The following is a 25,367-nucleotide window of genomic DNA, read 5'->3' on the forward strand; positions in this document are numbered from 1 at the left end:
ACTTTTAAGTAATATAAAACGTAATATATGATTTAACTTTAAAGAGTCTCTAATCTATCTTACATAATGACTTTTCATAGTGATTGTTTAATACTTAACTTAATATATTATGTAATATTAACAGTAAGTGGCCAAATTATACCTACACACCACAAAAAAAGAAATATGTACTTACTACTAGGCATTTTGAATTCACCTGTACTGCATAACGGTAAACTTAACATACATAGAGTATGGTGACTAAAACTCCATTGGCTTCATTCACATAAACGAAGAGGTTGACGGTATAATCATTCCAAGTAACATAAAATCGAATACGTTTGTAACAAGCAAGTGATTAGTTGATTCATACAATTATGCAGTTTTTACCCGCAGAGAGTTAATTGAGCAAACATATATGTCTATACAGTATATATTCATGTTTAAAAACCTGAATATATAACTGAATATATTCATATTAATTGAAGATCAAATATATATTCTTTTTTTACGTATGGAAATCAGGACTTATTTGGTTTTAGGCATTCAGTACTTAATGATTTGTTGTAAAAGTATTAGTAAACTCAATATTCACATGAATATATTCATGTTCAGTAATTTGATTATGCAGTATATACGAGCCAGCATAAATCTTATGGATGACTTATAATCATCTATTGAATTGTAGTTCTATGATTTCCAATGTAGCAAAACTGAATATTTAACTGTTACGTAATATACAACGTAATAAATGATGTAACTTTACTGCGAAACTAATCTACCTAATACAACCACTCTTTATAGAGAATGTTTAACACTAAACTGAAACGTCTGTAATAAGCAAGAGATTAGCTGCTTCATACAATTATGTTTTTAGTACCCGCAGAAAGTTCTCATGTTAACGGCTTTTCGAATACCGTGAATATTCAGATTTAAATAACTGAATATATTACTGAACATATTCAAGCTTAGTAATTTGAATAATCATATACACTGGCCAGTACAAATATTTATGGATGTCGTATAGTTCTACATTTCCAATGTAGCGTCAGCTGAACAAGTATCTATTCCATCATATACAATGTAATAGATACTGTAACTTCAAAGAGTCACTAATCTAACTGATACAATGTCTCTTTTTAGTTACTGTTTAATATGTAACTGAATATATTATGTAATATTAATAGTAAGTATTTAACACAAAATAGAAGTATTCACTTCTATGGCCATTAGAATTCTCATGTGAAGCGTAACGAAGCACTTAACATACATAAAGTGTGGTAACTAAAACCTTTCTGTTTAAGCATAAACTCAGGGATGACGAGATAATCATCAGTTCCAAGTAACAGTAAACTGAATACGTTTGTGATAAGCAAAAGAGTAGCTGCTTCATACAATTATGCTGTTCCCACCCACAGAGAGTTATTCCTGTTAACGTTTATCTCTATTACGATGTATATTCACGTTTAGAATCCTGAATATATAACTGAATATATTCATATTAATTGAATCTCAAATACACATCTTCTTTAACGTATAGAAATCAAGACATAATTACTTTCAGTACTTAATGATTTGTTTTAAAAGTATTCAGTAAACTCAATATTCACATGAATATATTCAAGTTCAGTAATCAGATTATGCAGTAAATACGAGTCAACATAAATCTTAAGGATGACTTTTAATAATTCATTGCATTTTAGTGATAGATTTCCAATGCAGCAAAACTGATTATTTAACTATTACGTAATATACAACGTAATAAATGATGTAACTTTAATGAGCTACTTCTCAAACTGATACTACGACTCTTCATAGTAATACTAAACTGAATATATTATGTAACACTAATAATAAATATTCAAATAAGACCTACATGCCACGAAATAGAACTATGCACTTCTATAGCCATTAGAATTCTCATGTACAGCGTAACGGAAACACTTAACATATATAAAGTGTGGTATCTAAAATCTTACTGTTTAAGCATAAACTCAGGAATGGAATGCCGAGATAATCATCAGTTCCAAATAAAAGTAAACTGATTACGTTTGTGATAAGCAAAAGAGTAACTGCTACATACAATTATGCTGTTGCCACCCACAGAGAGTTATCGTGTTAACGTTTATCTCTATTACGATGTATATTCACGTTTAGAAGCCTGAATATATAACTGAATATATTCAGATTAATTGAATATCAAATACATAACTTCTTTAACGTATAGAAATCAAGTCATAATTACTTTTAGTACTTAATGATTTGTTGTAAAAGTATTCAGTAAACTCAATATTCTCATGAATATATTCAAGTTCAGTAATCTGATTATGCAGTATATACGAGCTAGCATAAATACACTGATGGATGACTTATAATCATTCATTGCATTGAAATACTAGATTTCGAATGTAGCAAAACTGAATACTTAAATATTACGTAATATACAACGTAATAAATGATGTAACTTTAATGAGCTACTAATCAAACTGATACAACGACTCTACATAGTGACTATTTAGTACTAAACTGAATATATTATGTAATACTAATAGTAGGTATCAAATAAGATCTACAAGCCACGAAATAGAAGTATGCACTTCTACGGCCATTCAGGAAATACGAGATAATCACCAGTTCCAAGTGAAAGTAAACTGATTACGTTCGTGAAGCAGAGAGTTAATCGTGTTAGCATATTTTTATTACGATGTATTTTTACGTTTATAGAACTGAATATATAACTGAATATATTCAAATTAATTAAACAACAAATACATATCTTTATTACCGCATAGAAATCTAGACATAATTGCTTTTAGTACTTAATGATTTGTTGTAAAAGTATTCAGTAAACTCAATATTCTTATAAATATATTCAAGTTCAGTAATTTGATTATGCAGTATATACGAGCCAGCACGTATAGATGACTTATAGTCATTCATTGTATTGTAGTGTTAGATTTCTAGTGTGAGAAACTGAATACTTATGTATTACGTAATAGACAACGTAACAGTTTGTGTAATTTCAATGAGAATGAAACCTTATAGATTAAATGATTCTTCATTATTGATTGTTCAATACGTTACTGAATATATTATGTTGTTAAACTATCATTTTGTATTCTCCTGAGATGACTTCATGCCATCCATTGGATATGTATTCTCTCGGTAGTCTATTAAATACGCCTGTTGTAAACTGAACACGCATAAAGTGTGGTATAAAACTGCTCAGCTTAGTTCACCATTAACTGAGGGGCTGACTGTATAATCAATAGTTCGAAGTAATATTAAACTGAATACGTTTATATCAAGTAAGAATGTAACTTGTTCACACAGTTAAGTTGTTGAGACCAACAGAATAGTTAAACGAGTTAACACTACTTCTAGGATATGTATGTATTGACGGGTGAAAATCAGACACATGTTACATTAATACAGCGTATTACTTAATTCACTAAATATTATGTCTGAGTTTCAGAGATGTTCAGTAAACTAAATACTTTATTGAACTATATTATGTTCAGTTCATATGAGGTTTATACTTCGAACTAAAAGCTCCCTACTAATAGTATTAGCACATTAAGGATTTGCTATACACGATCTTTTGTATTTCATAAAATTATTCAGTTGTTTCAGTAGTATTAAAGTATTAGAACTCAAATTTTCGAGAAATATGAACATTTACCCGTTACAATTGAGTTGAAGATTAAGAGTAGGAATTAAACAAATAACCGAATCGATAATGTAATTCGGGTGCACTTAAATCTACTACCTACGAGTTTGGGCAATCTCAAGGTGAGATTATGAATCCTATACAATAACTACGAAAAACTCAGTAGTATCAAGGGTTTAGCTTGTCCATTTTTTGAAAAGGGGAAGAATAAACTATAAGAATGGTATAGATTTAAACATGAATGAATGTTATAAAATACGATAACGTATCAATTCTTCACTTAATAATTATCAGTTAATAATAAACTCTTTATTCCGAGTTTCGATCGTTAGTAAATCCAGTGCTATCAAGGATTTGAGAGCTACTTCAGATCAAGAAGGGAAAGAATAAAACAGAAAAATCGGTAAATAATTATATGATAGGATCTCCAGATATACGATAACGTATCATTTCGTTATGTATGACAGTTCATTATCTGTTTATTCTATGTATCACGTAAGTAGCATATTCAGAGTATAAATGATCAATGAAATGAAATATCTGTTACCACCTTAAATATACATAGCTATTCATCATAAAAGTATCGATACATTGAAGAAAATGCTTTTAGTCTTCAGGGAAATTTAAACAGTTTGAACTCCGATTACTTATACAACGGTCAAAAATGGAGAAGGCGTTGGGAAGCGGTACCGATCGAATGAATTTCTCGTAGCCATCAGTTAAGAGTTTAGGCTCGTACTAACATCCTCAATCTTCATGAAATGAATTTATGCACACCTCTATATGAATGTCTAAAGTATTTCTGTATCTATTCCCACAGAATGAACAAATTTCGCTTGTTGGACCCATTGCCCCAATTAAACAAGTTGTTTCCCATACCATTTTATTTTCTCAACAGTCATCACGAGTAGACCTCTCTTATGTATGATTTTTAACCAGCATTATGATATTTAGTGTCTCTATCTATTCTTATACGTTTTTATTGCTCTGTCTTGAAGGTGGTGCAATTTCGTCGGCAGAATGCCGTGTGATGTTTTTTGCTGATTGGTTGAAGTATTATTGATAATTTTCCGTACTTTCCTATTTGAGTTCAGTAAGTTTGCATTGTGTAACAAATTTCTCCTTACTAAATTCCTTACTTTTCTCTTGTACATGAACAACAGTCAAAATCAATAAGAGCTGGACATTTCTTAGTTGTGCGATTAATAGAAGTATTAAGTTTAAATAATATGTTAATATTACTGAACAATAATACTTACTATTTTAAGCTGTAGACGATATTCTATAGAGCAAAGTGATTTAAGTATTAAGTTTTATGTTCAGTAATATATTATTATTCATTAACCATAAGATGAATTTATTCTTGCTCCGGGAAAATAATAATGCATTTAAATGTTTAGCATTCGCTTCCTTATCTCATAAAGATAATTTAATGAACCCGATTAATATACGGGAATTTGAACTCGATAAAATAGTACATAATTGAACAATTAAATATTACATAATATATTCAGTAATATAAGTATTCTATTTAACCTTTCATAAGCAGAATAAGCAGAACCCATTTTTGGGGGAAGGGTGTTGGGAGTAAGATTCTGTTCATCTCTTCACTTAGAAATGAATAGTTATATCTATTAATTATTTGACCTTCCTGATTCAAGACCTTTTCCAACATCCAGTGTTGAGAAACACATTAAATAATGTTATCTTTATGAGAATCAAATAATCCATATGCGAAGTACGCATCTACCCAATCTTGGGCAAGGTGCGTTTTTTTGTGTTTAACCATTCACTAGTTTCTAACTCAGTTTAGGGCTTAAGGAGTTGAATTCATGGACCCGATATTACGAGGCCCACAAGAGGTTCGAGATCAAGCAGAGCAAGACATCGAATCCATCTCTAGTCAGTCAATAATAGCAATACAAGATACGATGTATTATTTACGTGCAGAAAAGCTTATCCCAGGTATTCATATATCCATTAGGATTAAAATAGACTCTTATGATTTAGGATTTTGGAACCGAATGATTTTAGATCGAGTGAATTGTGCTAAAGAATGGTTGAGGTCTACTGATAATTACGATAGCCAAGAGTCTGATTTAAGCATATTCTCAACTATTTATAAGGAATTAACAATTCACAAAACTAATAGTACCTCTAATGATCTGTATCTTAGTATGTCACTCTATATAATCCATTCAGTTATCGCTGCGTTAGAAATAGAATCTCATGTGATGATGTACGATGGAAACAAAAAGGGGCATCAAACTGCTCAGAAATATTCTCAATTAATTGCTGAAGCTGTAGAACCTTATCAGTTGGTAATGAATAAAATTGATCAGGTTTTGTATGGGAAAATTCAAGAGAGGTAATAACATCTGAAGGAAAAAACGGAGGAAATAAATGAATCTTACTAATGTATGGGGGAGAGAAGAAAATACTCTTCACATGCCATGGAGATCATAGAAGAAATCCATGTTCTAATGGGTTAGAAATGTTAAGTACAAGAGGTATTGGCGAAGAAGGAAATATAGGGAGTTGAGGCCTGGTTCTGCTTGACTTGAGAGTCTACTTCATTTCTTAAGAATATCTATTTTGTACAATTGAGAAACACCATTCAGGTCTCTCAATTGTACTGAGTTATGTGACGGCTATTTCTATAGTTATATATGGACATGCAGAATCACAGATGTAAGTCACTTTAGCAGAGTTTCAAGTAATGTCAGATAATCGGTTTATTTAGCTGGATATTAACGTTCTTAATTTGGAAAGGGATTTATAACAATTCAGTTATTGACTGAGGTAGTTTATAGCCTCCTGTAAGTTTCTTACCCCTACCAGTTTAATATTTTCTAAATTGTAGCTAGTTTTTGCTTTGGCAACCTCTTGTTCTTGATATTTAGGATAGATAAAAATATCTACTTTTTCATTCTTTGCAGTCAGCAATTTGAGATCCAGGTTACTTATTGACTGAATATCACCACCCCTAGTTATGCCTCCTGTGCCAGCAATCTTTCTTCCTCTAGCCAAATCGACATTCGGATCGAGTTGCTGTATTAAACCCAATGCCAACATGAAACCCCCTGACTCGCCTGAATAGTTGTTGTCCAAATGGATAACGTCATCAACAGATAACCCTTTAAAGACAAATTTGTTTTTTAAATAAACTCCTAACGTTGCTTTTCCTTGGCGATCCAGTTCCTTTATAGTCACTGGAATCTCTACGTTGCTAGTATCACGATGAACGATTACGTTTACGGTATCTCCGATTTTAAAACTCTCCAGATAAAAATTAATATCTTCTGGCGAGTCAACTTCTATATCATCTATGAACAGAACTTCATCTCCAATCTTAAGATCTTGACCTGTTTTAAACTTCTCTGGATGAAAAACGACAACTGGCTTAGATATCTCTTCTGGTAAATCAATCTTTTCATGTACCATTGCAGCCTTTACGATAGTATGTTTCATATAGGGTAAAAGTTCTTTATCTAAAATAGATAAATCTCTCTCGGTAAAGTCACTATTGCTTTCAGAAGCTGAGGAATAGGACCTTGTAACAGAAGTTCTTGTATAACCCTCAGACCCGAGGAATATTTTCTCCCATACAGAATTAATTTGTGTTTTTTTTACGTAAGTCATGTAAAGATTAGTGGGATGTGCTCTAGCGCTTTCGCGAATTGCTTTTGCATCGATAATAGGGTCAACTGAAAGAATACTCCCAGGTGCTGTCCAAACCTCTGGCACCTTTAAAGGCTTAAGCAGCAACAAACCCAAAAATATGATAACAACAATCAAGGGAGCTATATAAAGAATAATCACCTTGTAATCTTTTATGTCCAAGAGAATCACCTCAGTATTGTAAACTAGCAATGGAACTAATATAACAAAATAACTATTTGATATAGAAGGAATGAGAAGAACCCGATTCTTCATGTCATTAATGATTAACTACATAATACTATAGATGATTTACGATATGCTTTATTAGATGAGTTTTTAACACGGTTAAGGAACAGTAAAAGAAGCAAATCATTTAACGGCTTCATTTCTTGTTGGTGCGTTTTCGAATATAATATATGCAATAGTGAACCGTAGAGATGGGGGAGATATATGCATATAATGGATGATTATGAACAACGCTTAAAAGATCTTCGAGCTACACTTGGAACCCTTATAGATAATTATGATATACTCCCGGATGCCTCCTATCAGATATTTAGTATCGAAGGAGAGATTAGAAGCTTTGAGCAGAGAAAAGAAAGACTAAACCTCAGATTTTCTCGGATAGACTGCCATTTATGCAAGCAACCTATTTGGAACGAAGATGAACCAGCTAAACTTGGGGACAAAGGAAGCCTCCTAATATGTCCAAGGTGTTTATGTACGATTAAGCAGGTGAAAGGTACTACTGAAATGGAACGAGATCTTGACATCAACAGCCCAGGGACTGTAAAACAAGATTGTGAAGGTCCCCTTAAAATGCTGCAATCGCAGTTTCTAATCCGAAAATCTGAAAAATTCTGGCTTATACACGAGGTAGTAGGTGAGATCTACTATCGAGCTGGCCGGCGTAAAACAAACCTACTACATTCTTGGATTGATGAATTGATTAATCGCTTAGATCAACTCCAAGAACAAAAAAAATTTATGGAAGGGATGCGAACCTTAATCCCAGATTTGCATACTCAAATCTTTAGCTTACAAGCACAAATTCAAGATTTACAAAGTAAAGTAGATCGAATCAAAGGTGGAAGATTACCCTTTCGTTGCTCTCAATGTAATGTCTGGTTGAAAGAGAATGGTATTCCAACGTTTTTTGGAAACTACACAATTTGTAATCAGTGCAAAAAGATAATATCAGAAGTAATGACTACATCTGAAGCAGAGAAGAAACATGGTCTACCTAAGGGAACCATACGCCGGGATAACTCAAGAGGATCCCTAGAGAGATATAAGAAATTAGGATTACTAAGACAATCAGGAAGCTTATGGTTGCTTCACGACATAGTTATTTTGGACAAATATAAAAGAATCGAAACAAAAGAGGAAGTGTTACCAGTTCACTCTTCTACAACAATGAGTGAAGAAGGAATACCTTCAGATCTTCTTAGAAGATCTGCTTCGATTTACAAACAACTTATGGAACGAAAACAATTGGAGAAATGAGATATACTGAATAATGAAGTTTAATTGAATACAACTCAAAGTTGATCGAGAATTAAAACGTTGTTCTATATTTTGTGAAGGTTCAGTTGATAGACTGTATGAAGGATGATACAGTAAAAGATAACATAATAAAATATATGCGAAGCACGCATCTGCCCATATTGGGTAGGTGCGTTTTCTTATTTCTAAAGAAAGGTAGAATCATATGAGTTATCTGTTAATGAATTTGCTTTATATCTCTTATCGGTTGATTAAGGTTTTATCGAGAGTTACCTTGTACGTACTTGGGTATGGATTCGTCTTCGCAGTGGTATTATTTTTAGTCATAAGTATTGCCAATGCAATGTAAGGCCCGATTGTTACAGAAATAGAACAATAGGAGATCCGATGAGTATCCTTGAAAAAGAATAATCGTATAATAACTCGTGGAGCCATTCATGTGTATGATGTCATAACTGCTGCTAAGTATTTTAAATGATGTAGAGTTTCAGTAGTTTCAACTATAATCACGGATATTAGTACCCAAGCATTACAAAAATATTATTGATTTTCTAAGAAAAAATGGACTCAGGTAGCTCTACAAAGCAATCTCATTTCAGAGATTTGTTAATAATCGTGTATCAGGCTGGTTGAATAAGCACTGAGATGAAGTGTTAATACAATTTCAGTTCATAAAAAACAACATGGGTTTAAGACAATATATTTACAGCAGTATGACCATGGCTTATAATACAAATAACTTAATAGTAGAAACGGGGAAGCACCTCGATATTGGTTAACCACCAATATTGAGGTGCTTTTTTTGTTTTTACAGTTAGAAGGGTAGGGAGATCTATTGAAGAAGAGAAGGAAAGTTAGGGAGGCAGCACAAAAAGCTACTAAAGTGGTATTAGCTTTAGCTTTACTTGCACCCCCATTAGTGGCAACCGGCGTATTTACACCCGCTGCATATGCAGCAGTAGATACTATTTCTGTTGTTTCCAACACGACATCATTAAAAGCTGTTCAATCTTCCGTAGTAAAAGTGGAAATGAACGATCAGGGTAATTACCGAATTATTTTATTACCAAACACCAACGTATTTTATGGCAGCAATGCCGGTAACGTTTCAACGTTCCTGGACTATAACGGGGAAAGAATCAATTTTAACTCGCTACCTTTAAATTACTTTAGAATTAATGACAATATTATTGAAATGTCACGTCAAAAAGATAATGTTGAATTTATCCTACGTGTGTCGATTGTTAATGCAACATCACAAGGTGGATACATGAAGGTTGAGTTAGAGGCAGTCAATCGAGGTAGTGGTAATCAAAATCTAGGTGGAACCTTTTATTGGGATACTATGGTGAACGGTAATGACGCTTCACCGTTTGAAGTGATTCAAAATGGATGGAGAAATTACAGTGGTGGGGTGCAGATCACTGCTTTTTACGCAAACACATACAACGTAGTAAACGCAGATCGAGTTTTTATGGGAGCTTATCAGAGTCCAGCAAACGCCAGCTTGACAGGCGGCAGTCCTCCTTCCTCTTATTACGTGGGTCAACAGATTACTGCAGGGGATACAGCTGCACAGTTTTGGTGGGATAAGCAGACCGTTTCAAGCGGCGGATCGAGGAAAGTCTCAACCATTGTGGGAATTGGCCCACAGAATACACCGCCCTCATTTGCTTTAAGTTCTCCAGCTGCTAACCAATCTTACTACAAAGGCCAAACACTTCAGATTGCCGGTACTACCAAAGATACGGATATTGGTGACCTACTGACTGTGAAGTGGTCTATAGATGGGGGGGCCGAAAATGTTCTTTCTACATTGACGGCCAATGGATCTAATCAACAATTTAGCAGTAATTATACACTGCCTTCAACCCTATCGGATGGCGCTCACTCCTTACAGGTGTGGGTTATGGATGATAAAGGTGGCGTTTCTACAGCAAACACAGTCAATTTTACTATAAGAAGTTTTGTTGTTCCGGGTCAGCCCGTAATCAGTTCAACTTCTACCAATGGTCTTACGGTCACCTGGGACAAAAAAGAGAACGAGTCAGCTGTGACCTATGAGTTACTCAATGTCACGACGAACCAAACGATTAATGCAGGTTCTGCTAATACAGCAACGGTTACTGGATTATCACCTAATACCAATTATGTCTTTAAAGTTAGAGCTAAAAATTCTAGTGGTTCTTACACGGATTATTCTACTCAAACTAGTAGTTATACCTATGCTAATACTCCAACTTCAGCAACTGTCACGCAGACAGGAAACTCACCAACCGTAAAATGGTCAGCGAATGGAAACCCAACTGGGACTACATACAAATATGAATTACGTGATGCAGATAGCAAAATTGTAAAATCTGGGACAACGACAGCGACAACGCTGAATATTCCATTGGACGGAGTTGCAGATGGGAAATATAACGTGTTTGTCAGTGCGGTAAATGGAGGGGGAATTGCAACAGCATATACTGCGGCGGGCCAAATCATTAAGGATACCACGGCACCGACTGCACCTGAAGTATCGGTTGCTCCTTCAAGTTGGACTAATACATCTGCAATAGTGACCGTAAAAAACGGAACAGATGACTTAAGTGGTGTACAGAAAAGTCAATACAAAGTCGGATCAACCGGTGAATGGGTGGATTATAAAGAGCCATTTGAAGTTTCTAAAGAAGGTCTTCAGGATATCTATGCTAGAACAATAGACAACTTTGGAAATACAAGCATTGTTTCCTCTTCAACAGCTCGTATAGACAAAACTGCTCCGGAAGCACCTATTTTCTCATTGGATCCTTCTAGCTGGACCAATAAAGATGTAAATGTGACGTTATCTCCTGGTACGGATAATCTCAGTGGTGTTCAAAAAATCCAGTATAAAATCGGTCCCGGGGGTGAATGGAAAGACTATACAAAAGGCTTTTCCATTACTACGGAAGGACGAAGTGAAATTTACGGACGTTCCATCGATAATGCTTCAAATATAAGTGTTGAAGCAGTAGTTGAAGCTAAAATCGATAAAACTGGTCCAACAGCACCGAAGTTAACATTGAGTGATTTGGAGTGGACCAACAAAAACGTGACATTCACTATTACCGATGGGGTAGATGAGGGTAGCGGAGTTGCTAAGACGCAATATCGGTTTGGAGCTACAGGAGCCTGGGTTGATTATGTAGCCGAAGAAACCATTTCAGCAGAAGGTGAAACTGAAATATTTGCAAGAACGGTGGACAACGTAGGTAATGTTGGAGCATTGTCATCAGCTCTGGCAAAGATTGATAAGACGGCTCCGTCAACTCCTCAAGTCTTGTTGAGTGAATCATCCTGGACACAGGATTCGGTTACGTTCTCTATTAATGGAAGTACAGATCATAATCCAATCCATTACGAATATAAAATCAATGATACCGAGTTCGTGAAAGGAAGTACTGGAACAATTCATGATAACGGTATTACTACTTTAACGGTAAGAGCACGTGATGCAGTCGGCAATGTAGGAGAAGAAGTTGTCAAAAAAGTATTTATTGATAACCTTGACCCGTCAATTTCAATTACTCCGAATACTACAGATTGGACGGATAAAAACATTGACGTTTCTATTACTTACTCTGATGTACACTCAGGAGTGGATCCAAATCAACGATATTTTAAAATCACTAACAGTGCAGAAGCACCCGTAAGTTGGGATTCTGCTGATGAAAATGAAAAAATAGTTACTATTGATTCTGAAGGGACATGGTACGTGCATGCCAAAGTACAAGATAATGCAGGGAATTCAGTCACTACCGTGACTTCCCGGCTCAGGCTACAAAGGCTGCCCGATGTACCTGAACATTTAAAGGTAACTAATGTCTCTGAAGGGACCGCAAAAGTTTCTTTTGATCTACCTGAAGATGTACTCACAGATGGGTATCAATTTGAAATTGAAAACACAACAACAGGTCAGACTTGGAGTCTAGACTACCCTTCAAATGAGATTTTAGATGAAGCTCTATCAGGTGGAAACAGGTATGAATACAGAGTACGTGCCATGAATCATGTTGGACACAGTGACTTCTCAAGTACTGTTTCTACGCTCACACTACCACTTGCTCCAGAAAATGTTGTAATTCAAAAGGTTGGGACTGATTATAGTCAGGCGAGTGTTTCCTTTGATCCCGTGACGAGCGCTTCTTCCTATAGAATCACAGCGAGAGATAGGAACAATCAAATTGTTTCTGATCAAATCGTACATGGTACAAGTGCACAGTTAATAAGTGGACTTTCTGCAGGGACGGTCTATTCCGTAAGTGTAATTGCCATAAATGAATCCGGAGAAGGCTCTAGTCGAAATGCTGGTTTCTTATCTTTACCATCTGCTCCCGGTCATTTTGCAAGTGTACAAATAGAGGAAAAGAAAATAACACTCGGTTGGGATACGGTCACTTCAGCAACCTATTACTCATTGAATAGAGATGGTGAATCGCTATTTGAAGGACCTGAACTGACCTTTACAGACTCTGGTCTTGAATCAGGGACGTTATATCAATATGGACTAAGTGCTTCCAATGAAACAGGAACGGGCGAGACAGTTACTTTAAATGGACTGATGACACTACCTGGTAAAATACAAGGTTTACAAATCGTGAATCCGACTCAGCATTCGTTGGGCTTAACATGGCAGGCAGTTCAAGGAGCTGACCACTATGTGATTGTTCAAGAAGGCAGAGAGTATTTAACCGTCCCTAGTGAACAAACCACAGCTGTTGTCCAAGATCTTGCTCCGGGAACATCGTATTCCTTTGAAGTTTTTGCAGTGAATGAGAGTGGACAAGGTTCATCTGTTTCGGCAAGCTCTATCACCGTCCCTGATCAAGTACAAGAATTCAAGTTAGATTCAATAACTGAAACAAGTGCTACCGTTTCATGGCTTCCCGTACCTGGGGCAGATAGATATCGACTTAAGATTGGAGACCGTTCATTTGAAGTTGCGGGGACTCATATAGAACTTACGGGGCTTTCAGGTAGTAATGTGTACAACTACACAGTGGAAGCAGGCAACAACTCTGGTTATAGTGATTCTGTAGGAGGCGAATTCTTAACCAATCCTCACTCGCCTAATCAAGTTGAAGTGACTGAGACGACTGAGACGACTATAAGCCTTCGCTGGGAAACAGTAGCAACCGCTAATTCGTACATTGTCTCTATGGATGGACAAATTGTCGGAACTCCGACTTCAGCAGAATTCGAAGTCAATGATCTTATTCCAGGTTCAAAGCATACATTTACTGTTCAGGCTATAAATCAAACAGGTGAAAGTCAGAAGACAGCTTATGTATGGATGACTAAACCTTCATTCGTTACAAATGTTCAGTCATCCCCAGCAACGTATAAAGCAGAAGTGAATTGGGAACCCGTAACCGGAGCTATTGAATATATTATTGAACACGACGACAACGTATTGTATCAAGGGACGGAGACTTCTCTCGAAATAACCGGACTTTCGGATGGAACGAATTATGAATATGTGATTCATGCTGTCAATGAGTTTGGTGTCAGTTCCCAGAATTCAAAATTTGGATTTAAGACGCTGCCACGAAAACCCGTTAACGTGAATACGGTAGACATCGAGAAAGAGTCACTAACGCTTGATCTCTCTGATACACAAGTAACAGGAGCTGACACATATGTGATTAAACGTAATGGGGTACTTATTGCGAAGATTCCTTCATCAGATATCAGATACACAGATAAAGGACTTCTTCCAGGTACTAAATACAGTTATTCGATTCACGGGGAGAACACTAGTGGAGCAGGAGAAGTTAGGACGGTTCAAGTTACGACAAAGACAGAAGTCGTAAATGAGAACTCTATTGTAGTTCATCCTGAAACGAATCAAATTAACGTGACATGGTCTCCAGTCAAGGGAGCTGTTTCTTATCAAATTTTAAATAATGAAACGGGCGATAAATATTCAACTTCGAATTTGGAGAGTATCATTCCTAGCTTAAGTGCGGGTTCAATTTATTCGTTTACCATCACTTCTTTTAATGTAGAAGGTATTGAATCCGAGCCTCTTACATTTACAAGCTTAACAAAACCGACAGCACCATCTACAGCCACTATCAGTGGTATAACGGATACCTCCCTAACTATCGATTTATCCATGAGTGCTGTTCGCGGGGCTGAAGAGTATATCATTGAACGTGACGGTAAGGAAGTTGGACGAATCCCGTTGAATGAAACTTCATTTAAAGAAGATGGACTAGAAGCTGGAGAAGAATACACTTATGTTATTAAAACTTCAAATAAGTCAGGTCAGAGTGTAACAGGATTTGCACTAACAGCAAGAACCGTTCCAGCTACATCTTCAAAACTAGCTGAAGTTCTGTCTGTATCAGATAATAGCGTATCGATCTCGTGGGATAAAATTCAGGGGGCAGAGGGGTACAAAGTTTATTTTGACTCAGAATTAATTACTATAACGACCGAATTTAGTGCATCAGTGGACAATTTAATCAGTGCACAAACGTACAATAATATTCGTGTCGTTCCATTTAACAATGCAGGCGACGCCATAGCATTCTCGGTAGAAGAATTTACGACGCTCCCAGTAATTAAAGGGTTGATCGTGAATTCAAAACCTAAAACAACGGAAGCGGAGCTTTCATGGACTCTTCCATTGAAGAATGAAATTATGGTCATTGAGTATCAGGGCGAGGAAGTTTACCGAGGACAGGAAACGAACTTCACATTAACTGAATTAAGAGCGGGAACAAACGAAGAGGTTACATTTATCACGGAGAACAGCCAAGGAGATCGATCAGAAGAATTTACTCATTCTCTACTTACATTACCTGCAGCACCTCCAACTGTGAGTTACACATCTACATCGAACGGAGTATCTCTAGATTTTGCTTTAAGTCAGGTAAAAGGGGCTACAGCTTACATTGTTCAACGAGGTGGAGAGGAAATCGGCCAAGTCACAGTGACGGAGTCTGTATATAATGATGAAAACCTTGAGCCAGGAAAGACATATAAATACTTCATTAGAACCTTAAATGACACGGGTATAAGTGAGGAAGGTTTTGCATTAGATGCAACAACACTACCCGCTGATATGACCATCTCTCCATCTATTGATAAAAGAGATGTCGATGGAGTAGAGATTTCTTGGGAGCCTGTTATAGGTGCAACAGGATACAACCTATATGATGATGATACAATCATTACATCCACGGAGAACACATCATTCTCATTGACTGGACTTCGCAGCTCTACGAAATACGGAACATACCGAATAGTTCCATTTAATGAAGTTGGTGAAGCTAAGGGGATCGATGTGCCGATCTTTGAGACGCTACCAAGTGGAGATTTCGAGGTAAAAGCTGTAGGTAAAACCACGAATGAAGTTGATTTCACCTGGACGCTCCCATCCGCCAACGAAATTTTCGTTCTTGCTCATCATGGGACAGAAGTATATAGAGGAAAGGATCAGCACTTTACGCTGAAAAATCTTAGTGGGGGAACAGTGTATTTGATGGAAGCTTGGACAGAGAACGAGAATTCTGACCGGAGTGAAGTTAAAGAGATCACTGCTCGGACTTTGGGCTTCCTCGCACCTTCTGGAGGAAATTTCAGCGGGCAACCTGTATCAAAACCTACAGAATCAATTAAAGATGTACCTGCTGATCTTGAGGTAGTACCAACTCCGCCTGTAAAACAAGTGTTCTTTGAAGACATAGACAGTACTTTTAATAAGGAACAGATCATATTCTTGGCGCAACAAGGAGTAATCTCAGGGATTAGCGAAACTAAATTCGAGCCGCAACGTGCGATCACAAGAGCGGAATTCACTGCATTAATCGTCCGTTTAATGGGAATTGAGTCGGCAGAATACAAAGGGACTTTTAAGGATGTAAGCCCAGAAGACTGGTTTGCAGAATATATTGCAGCCGGCATTAAAAATAAGGTTATAGCCGGTATGGGAAACCAAGTGTTCGCACCACATGAACTTATAACAAGAGAACAAGCATCGGTGATCTTAGCTAATGTGTTGAGAGGAATGAACGCTTCAGGAACTAGTGAACAGCAGAGATTTGTGGATGAGACCAAAATTTCAGGATGGGCAGCTGATAAAGTAAACTACCTATCTGAATTAGGATTAGTCAACGGGTATCAAGATGGTTCGTTTCGTCCGTTGAAAGATCTCACTCGGTCTGAGGCAGCAGCACTAATTTTCAGATTGATGGAAGTGGTCCACAAGGATTTGGAGAATAATAACAAGAAGTCACAATAGGAAGGTTAACATTTCCTAATGCACCAAAAGTATGAAAATGGTAAAATGAAAATTCATTAGGTTACGACAAGGAGCACCTTGAAATGGTTTTTTCAATTTCTGGGTGCTCCACCTATTGAATTAGGAGGTAATCACTTGACCCTACATAAAGTTCCATCAAACCATAAGGAAGAACTTAGCGAAATTGAGTTTCTCCAATTAGTACTTAGTCTTCTAGAATCAGAATTGAGCTATTTTGCCTCATACTACTCAGATGATCGTATCTCATGCAATCAGAGAGAAGATGAAGAACAGTTGAACTTAGAAATACAAAATATCCAATGTAGAATTCAAACGTTAATCGATGATCAACCTATGATTAATATAAAAGTAAGGAAATAAATATTTCCGAGATTAATGTTTGACTATCTCGAGTGATATCGTTAGATACAATAGGGTCTATGAAAATAATAAATCGAAAGCAATTGCCACCTTAGAACATTCATACCTGTACCAAACGGCATAATTCCACGTTCCTCCAATTTATTTATGAGGTTTTCCCACAGAATTCTCCTTGGTTCCTCAAGTGGTGCCTTTGAAGACTATTTTGATCAGAGAGAACTTCTAAAATATGAGCATAAGTGGATGACAGTTACAGAAAAAACGATAAGCGCTATAATGATAAAATAGTGATCTGTTTGTTGGAGGATGAATTAAATGCTGGAAAGAGAGAGAGCTCTTGATCCCGAATCAGTAGGGAGAAAAATCCGTGAAATTAGGAAAATAAAAGAATATACACTTATCGATCTCGCCAATAAACTAGGTTATGCTACAGGTAAACTGAGCAACATCGAAAAGGGTAAACGAGCTAAATTTCCCTTTGAAGAATTAGTTGACATTGCAGGTGCATTAGAAGAACCGGTTGAGTTATTTATTATAGATGAATCGGATCAATATATAACGGAACAAGAAAATATTAGACAGCAAATAAGCTTAGCGAAACATCGTCTCAGCGTAGGTTTATTGGACGGGTTGAAAACTTCTCTTCATGAACTGCAAGAAAATATAGAAATACTATCATTTAAGAAAATGATAATACACATTAACTTTCTTTGGGGAGAATACTATAGAGAGCTGTTGGATTATGACATGGCCTCGGAGTATTATAATGAAGTAATTAATGCTGAAGTCTATGATAAAGATAGCGTTGAAGTAAAGATACGCACCTATAATGCACTTGCGTCGCTTCAGTTACAGGAGCGTCATATTAAAGATGCGATCACAACACTTAAAAAAGCTTTAAACTTCGTTGAAAAAGATGACAGGGTTCTTAGTTTAGATATTTCGAATGTACATTATAACTTAACTCTTATCTATATACACATCGGTTATATGGATCTTGCCGAATATCACGTACAAACTTGTATTGAAACAATTGAAGGAAGAAGCGAACAGGCTTATTATCATGCACTCTACCTATTATCCATAACCTATTGGCTCAAAGAAGAATATGAGAATGCTAGAAACTTGTTATTTCGTTCGATGAACTGGTTTCAAAGACAACGCGACTTAGCAAGTCTATTTAATTCACTAGAGTTCATTTTTGTAATGTATCGTGTTAAACCACATCTTATTATTGAAGATATGTTTCAATATTTAAGAGAGATTACTGCTGTTACAGTTCCCGAAAACATTGTGTCCCAGAAAGTAAGATGTCTTTTCATGTTAGTAGAGCTGGAAATAGAAAAAAAAGAATATCTCGTAGCGGAGAGTATACTTGCCACATGTAAGGAATACATTAAGGAATATTCGTTCTCTGAAGGATACCGAGCATATGTACTAGAAGCGTTGCTTATTAGAGAAGTTAGCAAAGATGCGATAAAGGAGCGCTGTGCTCTTGAGAAGGCACTCAGCTTTTTTCAAGGGTCTGATCGCTCACCTCAAAAAGCACATATTTTATATCAACTCGGGAAGTTAAACAGTTCTGACAATAGGGGTACGATGTATGAAGAGGCTCTTAGCATTTTTAATGATAATCTTCATGAACAGGCGTATTTTAGTCAGAATAGTTTTTCGATTCTCCCTCACTTACGGTATTAAGGAAATCCATTGGACTTAGAGAATGACTCAAGATCTCGTTTTTAAATGTTGGTGTACTCACTAACCAACCTAGCGACAAAAAATAGAAGCATCTTGGTGAGATAACCCCTAAGGTGCTTCTACTGTCAATTATCATTCGTTTGATCGCCAAACTTGTGTACGTGATTTAGCACGACTTTTTTGCTTCTGTTTGTCTTCTTTAAGTTTTTGGCCAAGATAGGTAACTAATTGATTTTTCTCTTGTAGTGTAATTTGTAAATCATTGAATAGCAATTCTTCAAGTTGTTCCCAAGCTTGTTGTAGTGCTTTAACTTCAACTTCTTTCTTCTCATCCAAGCTAGCTATGTATTCAGCATCTACATTTGGATTTAGAGCAGGATTGATTTCACTATAATCCATAGGCTCACGTGCTTTTAAAATTTCAGTTAATTCGTTCAGTATTACAATTTTCCTGGAGTTATTGTTATCCATGTTACGTTCAGACATTACTGGACCGCCTTTCTAAATACGTTCCTAATGTATAAACTAACCCATTCTCTATTCAATTGTCAAAACATTGAGTAACATACTCTTGTCTATCATTTAGCAAGGGGCTATAATGAAACTAGAAATTGAATATTCGGAAACTGGAAGCACCAGTTATAGCGAGCCTTCGCTATAGCTGGTGCTTCTTTTTTTGTTTTAACAGGTTTTCAAGGTTTCAATTTCATAATCAGAATAAGAGGTAGAAGGAGGATGCCAATGGAAAAGGTTGCTAACAACAATACAGATGAAAGAATGCCTCCCCAATTAAGATCGTTCATAAGGAAGTGGTGGATCGACAACCGAGAGCGAATGGATGAGTGGTATCGGATTTATTTTCATACGATTATAGTCACAATGATGATAGTCATCAATATGTGGCTCGGATTTTCATCATTTCTTATTTTTTTTGCACAATGGTTTAATGTGGATTCCGGGACTATGGGTTTTTTAAGCGTTTTCTTTGAAGAACCTCCTACACTGTTAATCATGTTACTTGATTTCATTTATGTTCCACTTCATCATTATGAAACGTTGTGGATACTGATCGTGTTAAATTTTCCTATCATAACTTGGATCTATTCCACGGTAACCCAACCCATTATGCGGGGGTATAAGACTTTAATTAGCTGGACTTCCAAAAAAGGAAGAATAGCTGCAGCAATTCTGTCTGGAATACCTTTCTTATGCTCATTCACAGCTGTTTTTTCTTGGTATGTGCGAAACTACCTCTTCGACTTCTTTGTGACTGTTCAATCGGACAAAGACTATTTAGTCGTTAGGTCCATGGAGAGCTTTGGGTTTGTTCTTATGTGTATTCCTGTTTTCATCTCCCTCTTTGCAGTGTACATAGTTGCAAAAGAATTCTATCGAAATGAAGATCTCCAGTTACTGTTTTACAACTGGGAGTTTTCTTTACTTGCAAGCCAGTCCTTCACGCTGCGTGGTAAATCATCTGACGTGATTGTCGGATGGGAGAAGGATACGAACAAACCTATCGTATTGACTGAAGGCTCACGATATTTACACGAGTTGATTGTTGGTGCTACCGGTACTGGTAAAACCTCTACATCTATTCTAATACGTATCGTTCAAGACTTAATTCGAATCGCAAGAGGTAGGAAGTTAGGTGTTGTTGTTCTTGAACCCAAAGGTGATTTGATCCGAGATGTGCAAAAGCTTTGCAGAGAACTAGGGATACCTGACCATAAAATTAAAATTGTCGATCCAACCGATTTGGTAAGATCTATTAAGTTTAACCCTTTTGTTGGACCACTAGAGTCAGCTGCTGAAACGTTTAGAGGCGTATTAGATGCGCTGGCAGGTGACCAAGATGAATTTTTTAAAGGTCAGCAAAGTGAAACGGCAAGTTTGTATACGATGCTAGGAAAAATCCGTTATGGAGATTTGTTTTCCATTGTACAAATGCAGCAGATGTACACGGATCCTCGGTACCTTGCGAATATCACGGAGGAAGTTCGTAAAGCAATCGATAGCGAACAAGCTGATCCAGAACTTGACCCAAACAAGAAATCTGTTCTCCAGCGCTACGACAGGATCGTATCATACTTTGAAAGTGAGGTCCTGGATTATAAAACGTTCCGAGACAAAGAACAAAACGTTCATCCGGTGACTTATCCATCAGGACACAAATACGAAGGTAAACAAATCATTGAAAATAAAAAAGACAAGTACGTTGCCGGTGGTAAAAAGTATCTAAACGATATCGTCATGAATGAAATGTTATCCCAACTCATGGTGGCTAATGAAGGGGAAGAGGCATTAAATATAGATCAATTCCTTCAAGATGGAGGCGTGCTTCTGGTTAATACCGCACTTGGTGAATTAGAAGAACTAAGTCTATCTTTTGGACAGTTCTTTATTCGTCAATTTCAATCCTCTGTATTTCGACGTCCACCAGAAGAAAATGGGTATAAACGCTGTCCTGTTTTCCTCAATATCGATGAATTCCCACTATACATTAACGAAGCTTTTGTGCGTTTGTTAACACTTGGTCGTTCATTTAAAGTCGGAACGCTTATTGCAATTCAGTCACTGGGTCAGCTGAAAGCTGTTGTGCAGGGATATGACAACACTGTGCTGAATTCTGCGCGGAATAAGACCGTATTTGGGGGAGGGGAATATGAGGATAATGAGCGCTTCTCTAATAACTTTGGTGAAGAAGTGCAGGTCGAAGAATCTTCCAATGAGTCAATGACACCGGTCAGTATGCCTAACCAGTCCTGGGGGATGCGGCATAATATGCAAAGAACCCTTGCAGCGAGATTCACTCCAACGGATATAAAGGAGCAAGAATTCAAACACTTCATTGTTGATTTCGTTGATGCAGATGGTAGTGTGAAAGCCCCTACCCGTGCGTACGGTAAGTTTATTACCGAAACTAAATACCTTTCGAAGTTTATGAATATCGGTAAAATTGAATTCGAGACGAAAGACCACAAACCTTTAGCTATTGCAGCTCACAAACTGGCTCACATCCACTTATTAAAGCCGTTGTTCAACGATAAAGCAGCAGACGATACGGGTGAACGTGAATCTGCGGACATCTCAGAGCAGCCAGTGCAACAGAAAGAAGAAGATCTGGTGGAACTGTTACCGACTTCCCCATCCACGATGACACGTGAATACAATGAAACGGAGCAGTCCGCAGCTATGCTTGATTCATCAGTAGCTAACGTGGTAGCCATGGATGATTTCTTAAGGGATCGGGGTCAAACTACAACCAATCCTTTAGAAGAAAAAGAGTCAGAACCTGCATTGATTCCAGTGGATGAAGAGGAGACGTTCAACCTAACGAGTTCAAGTACTACACCTCCGAAATCAATCAATTTATTACTGGAGGATGAAGAGGATTATCGTTTTTATTCAGAAACATTACAGGATATTAGTATGAAGCCCATGACAGATAAGGTTGTTTCAGAAAACACTGATTCGAAAGATGATCAACAGTCCGCAGACCTGAGCCTTTCACTGCCTTCAGGTGTTGAAAGTTCATTGAATGACTTATTCATAAAACTAGGTCACAAGAACATGGATCCGCAAGATCTAGGTAGCGAACCAGAACTAATAGATTCAGATGAGGGTTGGGGGATTCAGGATATCGAAATAGATCAAGTGACTGAACAGAACACAACTGATCAAACAAAAAAATACATTGAACATCAGTTACCCACTAGGACAGGTCAAGCGGATCAACTTTCTAACACCTTTATTGATCCGGAACTTAGCGACTTAGTTGCTACGGGGAGGGGTGCCCGAACTAAGCAAAAAGAAATAGCTCAGTCCCGAATAACCAAATTGGACAGCACTGTTATAGACGATGATTGATAGTTGACAATATGGGAGATTGTCATTACTATTATAAGTAATTGAATAAGTTCGGATCGGGGAAGCACCTCGCACACATGTCATCGACATGTGTACGAGGTGCTTCTTTTTTTGTTTTCCGGACGAACATGTATATTCTCAAATAGATTAGGAAAGCTGAGGGGTAACTATGCGCCAAATTGAACAACGCTTTGATAATGTTGGGGATGAAAAACTAGGATGGGCTGATATTAAAGAATCGCAGCGTGTGAAACAAGTTCTTTATGCTGAAGCTATCGGATTAGAAACATTGAGTTTGGGTGACAAAAAGGAAGAAATGTTAAAACTCAACTACAAAGGAGTTTTTGGTTATCTTCCTAAGTCCCGGATTGATAATTACGAATTCAAAGGACTTCATCATTTTCTGGGAAAAGAATTCGAATTTGTTGTAGAGATGGTGGATATCGAGGGGCATTGGTTTTTAGCTGATCGGATTCAAGCACTTGAGGTTTCTGCAAGGCGTTTTTGGAAGTCTGCTAAAGTAGGACAAGTTATGGTCGGATTTATTCGTGGTATTGATATGTCTCGCCTGTATCTACTCGTTGAAGGTGTTCCAGTCGTGATGAACAGGGAGGAAGTTAGTTACTCTTATATTGAAGATATGCGAAGCGAATTCGAGATCGGTGATACTCTCGATATTAAAATTACGAAACTCGAAGCTCCTACAGAGGAAAACCCAAGTGGGCTTCTTGAAGTCAATGCGAAAGTTCTATCGAGAGATCCATGGGGACAAATTGGCGACTACAAAGAAGGCGGATCATACACAGCGGTTATTACTAAAATTCACCCAGAGCATGGTGTGTTTTTGGAGCTTGTAGGTGTATCTGGTTTAACTGTTCGCACAAACTTCCCACCAAACGCGAATCCGGATGTGTTGAAGAAAGGGAAAAAAGTAACCGTTAAAATTCTCGAGATTAATCACCGGGATAGACGAATTAAGGCCATCACTATCCTTCCTCAGAGATCCATCAATGCTGGAAATAGACGCGGCGTTCGTGTGATACACTAATGGTTACAAATTCAAGAGTTCTTCAATTTGAACAATCTGGATCCGATTTGCAGGCGAAGCAACATCCTGCTTCATTATTCCAGACAGTACCTCCAGAAATGAATCCTTATGGCCAGGATTCCCCAGGAGACATTGGAGAAATGTTACTGCCAGACGGATCTGAGTTTGGATTATTTAGCGATCCGTATGCACAGCAAATCTTCATTAAAGCAAATGAAGGAATTCGAAATGGTCAGTACTGGTTAGAAACGAGGTTATCAGATGGCCATTTCACTGAAAAAGAAGTTAAACTACTTGATCTGCTTTCTACTATTAGAATAGCAACAAGAAGTCAGATACACAGATCCTTAAATCCAGGTCAAGAAGATGATCGGAGTACGGTTGATTTCATTAAAAAGTGCAGGAAGAATGGAGTTATATGTGCCTTTTCATGGGTTTCACCTTTAACTGGTGCTCAGCAGCGTAAAAAGCCTCAAGTATATGCTTTAACTAAAGCAAGCGCACAAGCAGCTGAACTTATTTTCCAAAAGAGACTTCCAGACAAGTTCTGGCTCCAACCGATCGTTTTCCCACCTGGGCGATCTCCATCTATGGATAATTTCTTTCTGGATTTAGCGGCAAATGAATTGTATAGCGAATTGGTGCGGATTGACCGCTTAGTTGAATGGACCAGACGTCCGCCTATCAAAATCCCCAATGCCCAGTCTAATCATTATCCTTATGCCTCCTTTAGAGTCATTAAAGATATAAATGATTTTAAGTTGTTCTGGATAGAGGTATTTCGTCCATCCCGAGACTGGATCAACAAAGTCATTACGAGATTTCAGCGTATGGAACTCGCGTTCACTTTCTTACCCGAACATCAAAGACCAACTCGGGTTATTATGATTGTGGATGGAGATAGCCGGGTTAAGTTTCTTTCTGAATTGCAACGAAAGTATATGCCAAGTGTCGAGGTTCGCTACACTACGGATGAACGTTTACTTTCTGGCATTGGACCAGAAACGTTTATCAATTACCATATGGAAAAGGATTCTTTGATCGGTGTTTCCATACCGTATTTGAAAGCAGGATACAAGGGGATGACGGCTTCGGAGTATTATTCAAATTTGCAACCAGATATTGAAGATGATGACGATATTTAATATAGGCGAGATAGGGTGTCTTCAAAGACAAATAATTGCTTTTTCATAACCTGATGGTTTTAGTTGACAACTTATATTCATTTATTTAGAGTGTGAATATAATTGTTATGATTTGATAATTATTACTTT

At 37.1% G+C, this 25,367-nt stretch carries 10 protein-coding genes; 8 read left to right on the top strand and 2 right to left on the bottom strand.

The window, feature by feature from the left end; genetic code table 11:
• Positions 1-5,481: 5,481 nt before the first annotated feature.
• Positions 5,482-6,021, top strand: a complete 540-nt coding sequence (locus V6668_RS30380) for a hypothetical protein (protein ID WP_101314351.1) — start codon at positions 5,482-5,484, stop codon at positions 6,019-6,021.
• Between the two features lie 418 nt (positions 6,022-6,439).
• Here the strand turns inward: V6668_RS30380 and V6668_RS30385 are convergent, their stop codons facing one another.
• The gene (locus V6668_RS30385) at positions 6,440-7,585 is read right to left on the bottom strand and encodes a PDZ domain-containing protein (RefSeq protein WP_338709124.1); all 1,146 of its coding nucleotides are present in this window, start codon (positions 7,583-7,585) and stop codon (positions 6,440-6,442) included.
• A 186-nt stretch (positions 7,586-7,771) separates the two neighbouring features.
• Between V6668_RS30385 and V6668_RS30390 the strand changes: the two genes are divergently transcribed.
• The 4 genes from V6668_RS30390 (at position 7,772) to V6668_RS30405 (ending at position 19,175) form a co-directional block, all read left to right on the top strand.
• A complete protein-coding gene (locus tag V6668_RS30390) occupies positions 7,772-8,818 on the top strand; it encodes a hypothetical protein (RefSeq protein WP_144029812.1) in 1,047 nt (348 codons plus the stop codon).
• A gap of 835 nt (positions 8,819-9,653) precedes the next feature.
• Positions 9,654-17,096 (top strand): fibronectin type III domain-containing protein, encoded by a 7,443-nt coding sequence (locus V6668_RS30395; protein WP_338709125.1) that lies wholly within the window; start codon positions 9,654-9,656, stop codon positions 17,094-17,096.
• A 135-nt stretch (positions 17,097-17,231) separates the two neighbouring features.
• Entirely contained in the window at positions 17,232-17,477 is a 246-nt protein-coding gene (locus V6668_RS30400; protein WP_101314347.1) for a hypothetical protein, read from the top strand.
• 315 nt (positions 17,478-17,792) lie between these two features.
• The gene (locus V6668_RS30405) at positions 17,793-19,175 is read left to right on the top strand and encodes a helix-turn-helix transcriptional regulator (protein ID WP_338709126.1); all 1,383 of its coding nucleotides are present in this window, start codon (positions 17,793-17,795) and stop codon (positions 19,173-19,175) included.
• Between the two features lie 132 nt (positions 19,176-19,307).
• Here V6668_RS30405 and V6668_RS30410 read toward each other — a convergent pair whose 3' ends face one another.
• Positions 19,308-19,661 carry a hypothetical protein gene (locus V6668_RS30410; protein ID WP_100526668.1) on the bottom strand — a complete coding sequence of 118 codons (354 nt, stop codon included), beginning with the start codon at positions 19,659-19,661 and terminating at the stop codon, positions 19,308-19,310.
• A 255-nt stretch (positions 19,662-19,916) separates the two neighbouring features.
• On the opposite strand from V6668_RS30410, the gene V6668_RS30415 reads away from it, so the two are divergent.
• From V6668_RS30415 to V6668_RS30425, 3 genes are all read left to right on the top strand, one after another.
• The gene (locus tag V6668_RS30415; protein ID WP_338709127.1) at positions 19,917-23,045 is read left to right on the top strand and encodes a type IV secretory system conjugative DNA transfer family protein; all 3,129 of its coding nucleotides are present in this window, start codon (positions 19,917-19,919) and stop codon (positions 23,043-23,045) included.
• A 169-nt stretch (positions 23,046-23,214) separates the two neighbouring features.
• On the top strand, positions 23,215-24,093 hold the full coding sequence (locus tag V6668_RS30420) for a S1 RNA-binding domain-containing protein (protein ID WP_338709128.1): 879 nt from the start codon (positions 23,215-23,217) through the stop codon (positions 24,091-24,093).
• The gene (locus V6668_RS30425) at positions 24,093-25,238 is read left to right on the top strand and encodes a hypothetical protein (protein ID WP_338709129.1); all 1,146 of its coding nucleotides are present in this window, start codon (positions 24,093-24,095) and stop codon (positions 25,236-25,238) included. Before V6668_RS30420 ends, V6668_RS30425 begins: the two co-directional genes overlap by 1 nt.
• The last annotated feature ends 129 nt before the right edge of the window (positions 25,239-25,367 follow it).

Source organism: Paenibacillus amylolyticus (genome assembly GCF_036894225.1).
In the GTDB taxonomy this organism is placed as follows: Bacteria; Bacillota; Bacilli; order Paenibacillales; family Paenibacillaceae; genus Paenibacillus; species Paenibacillus amylolyticus.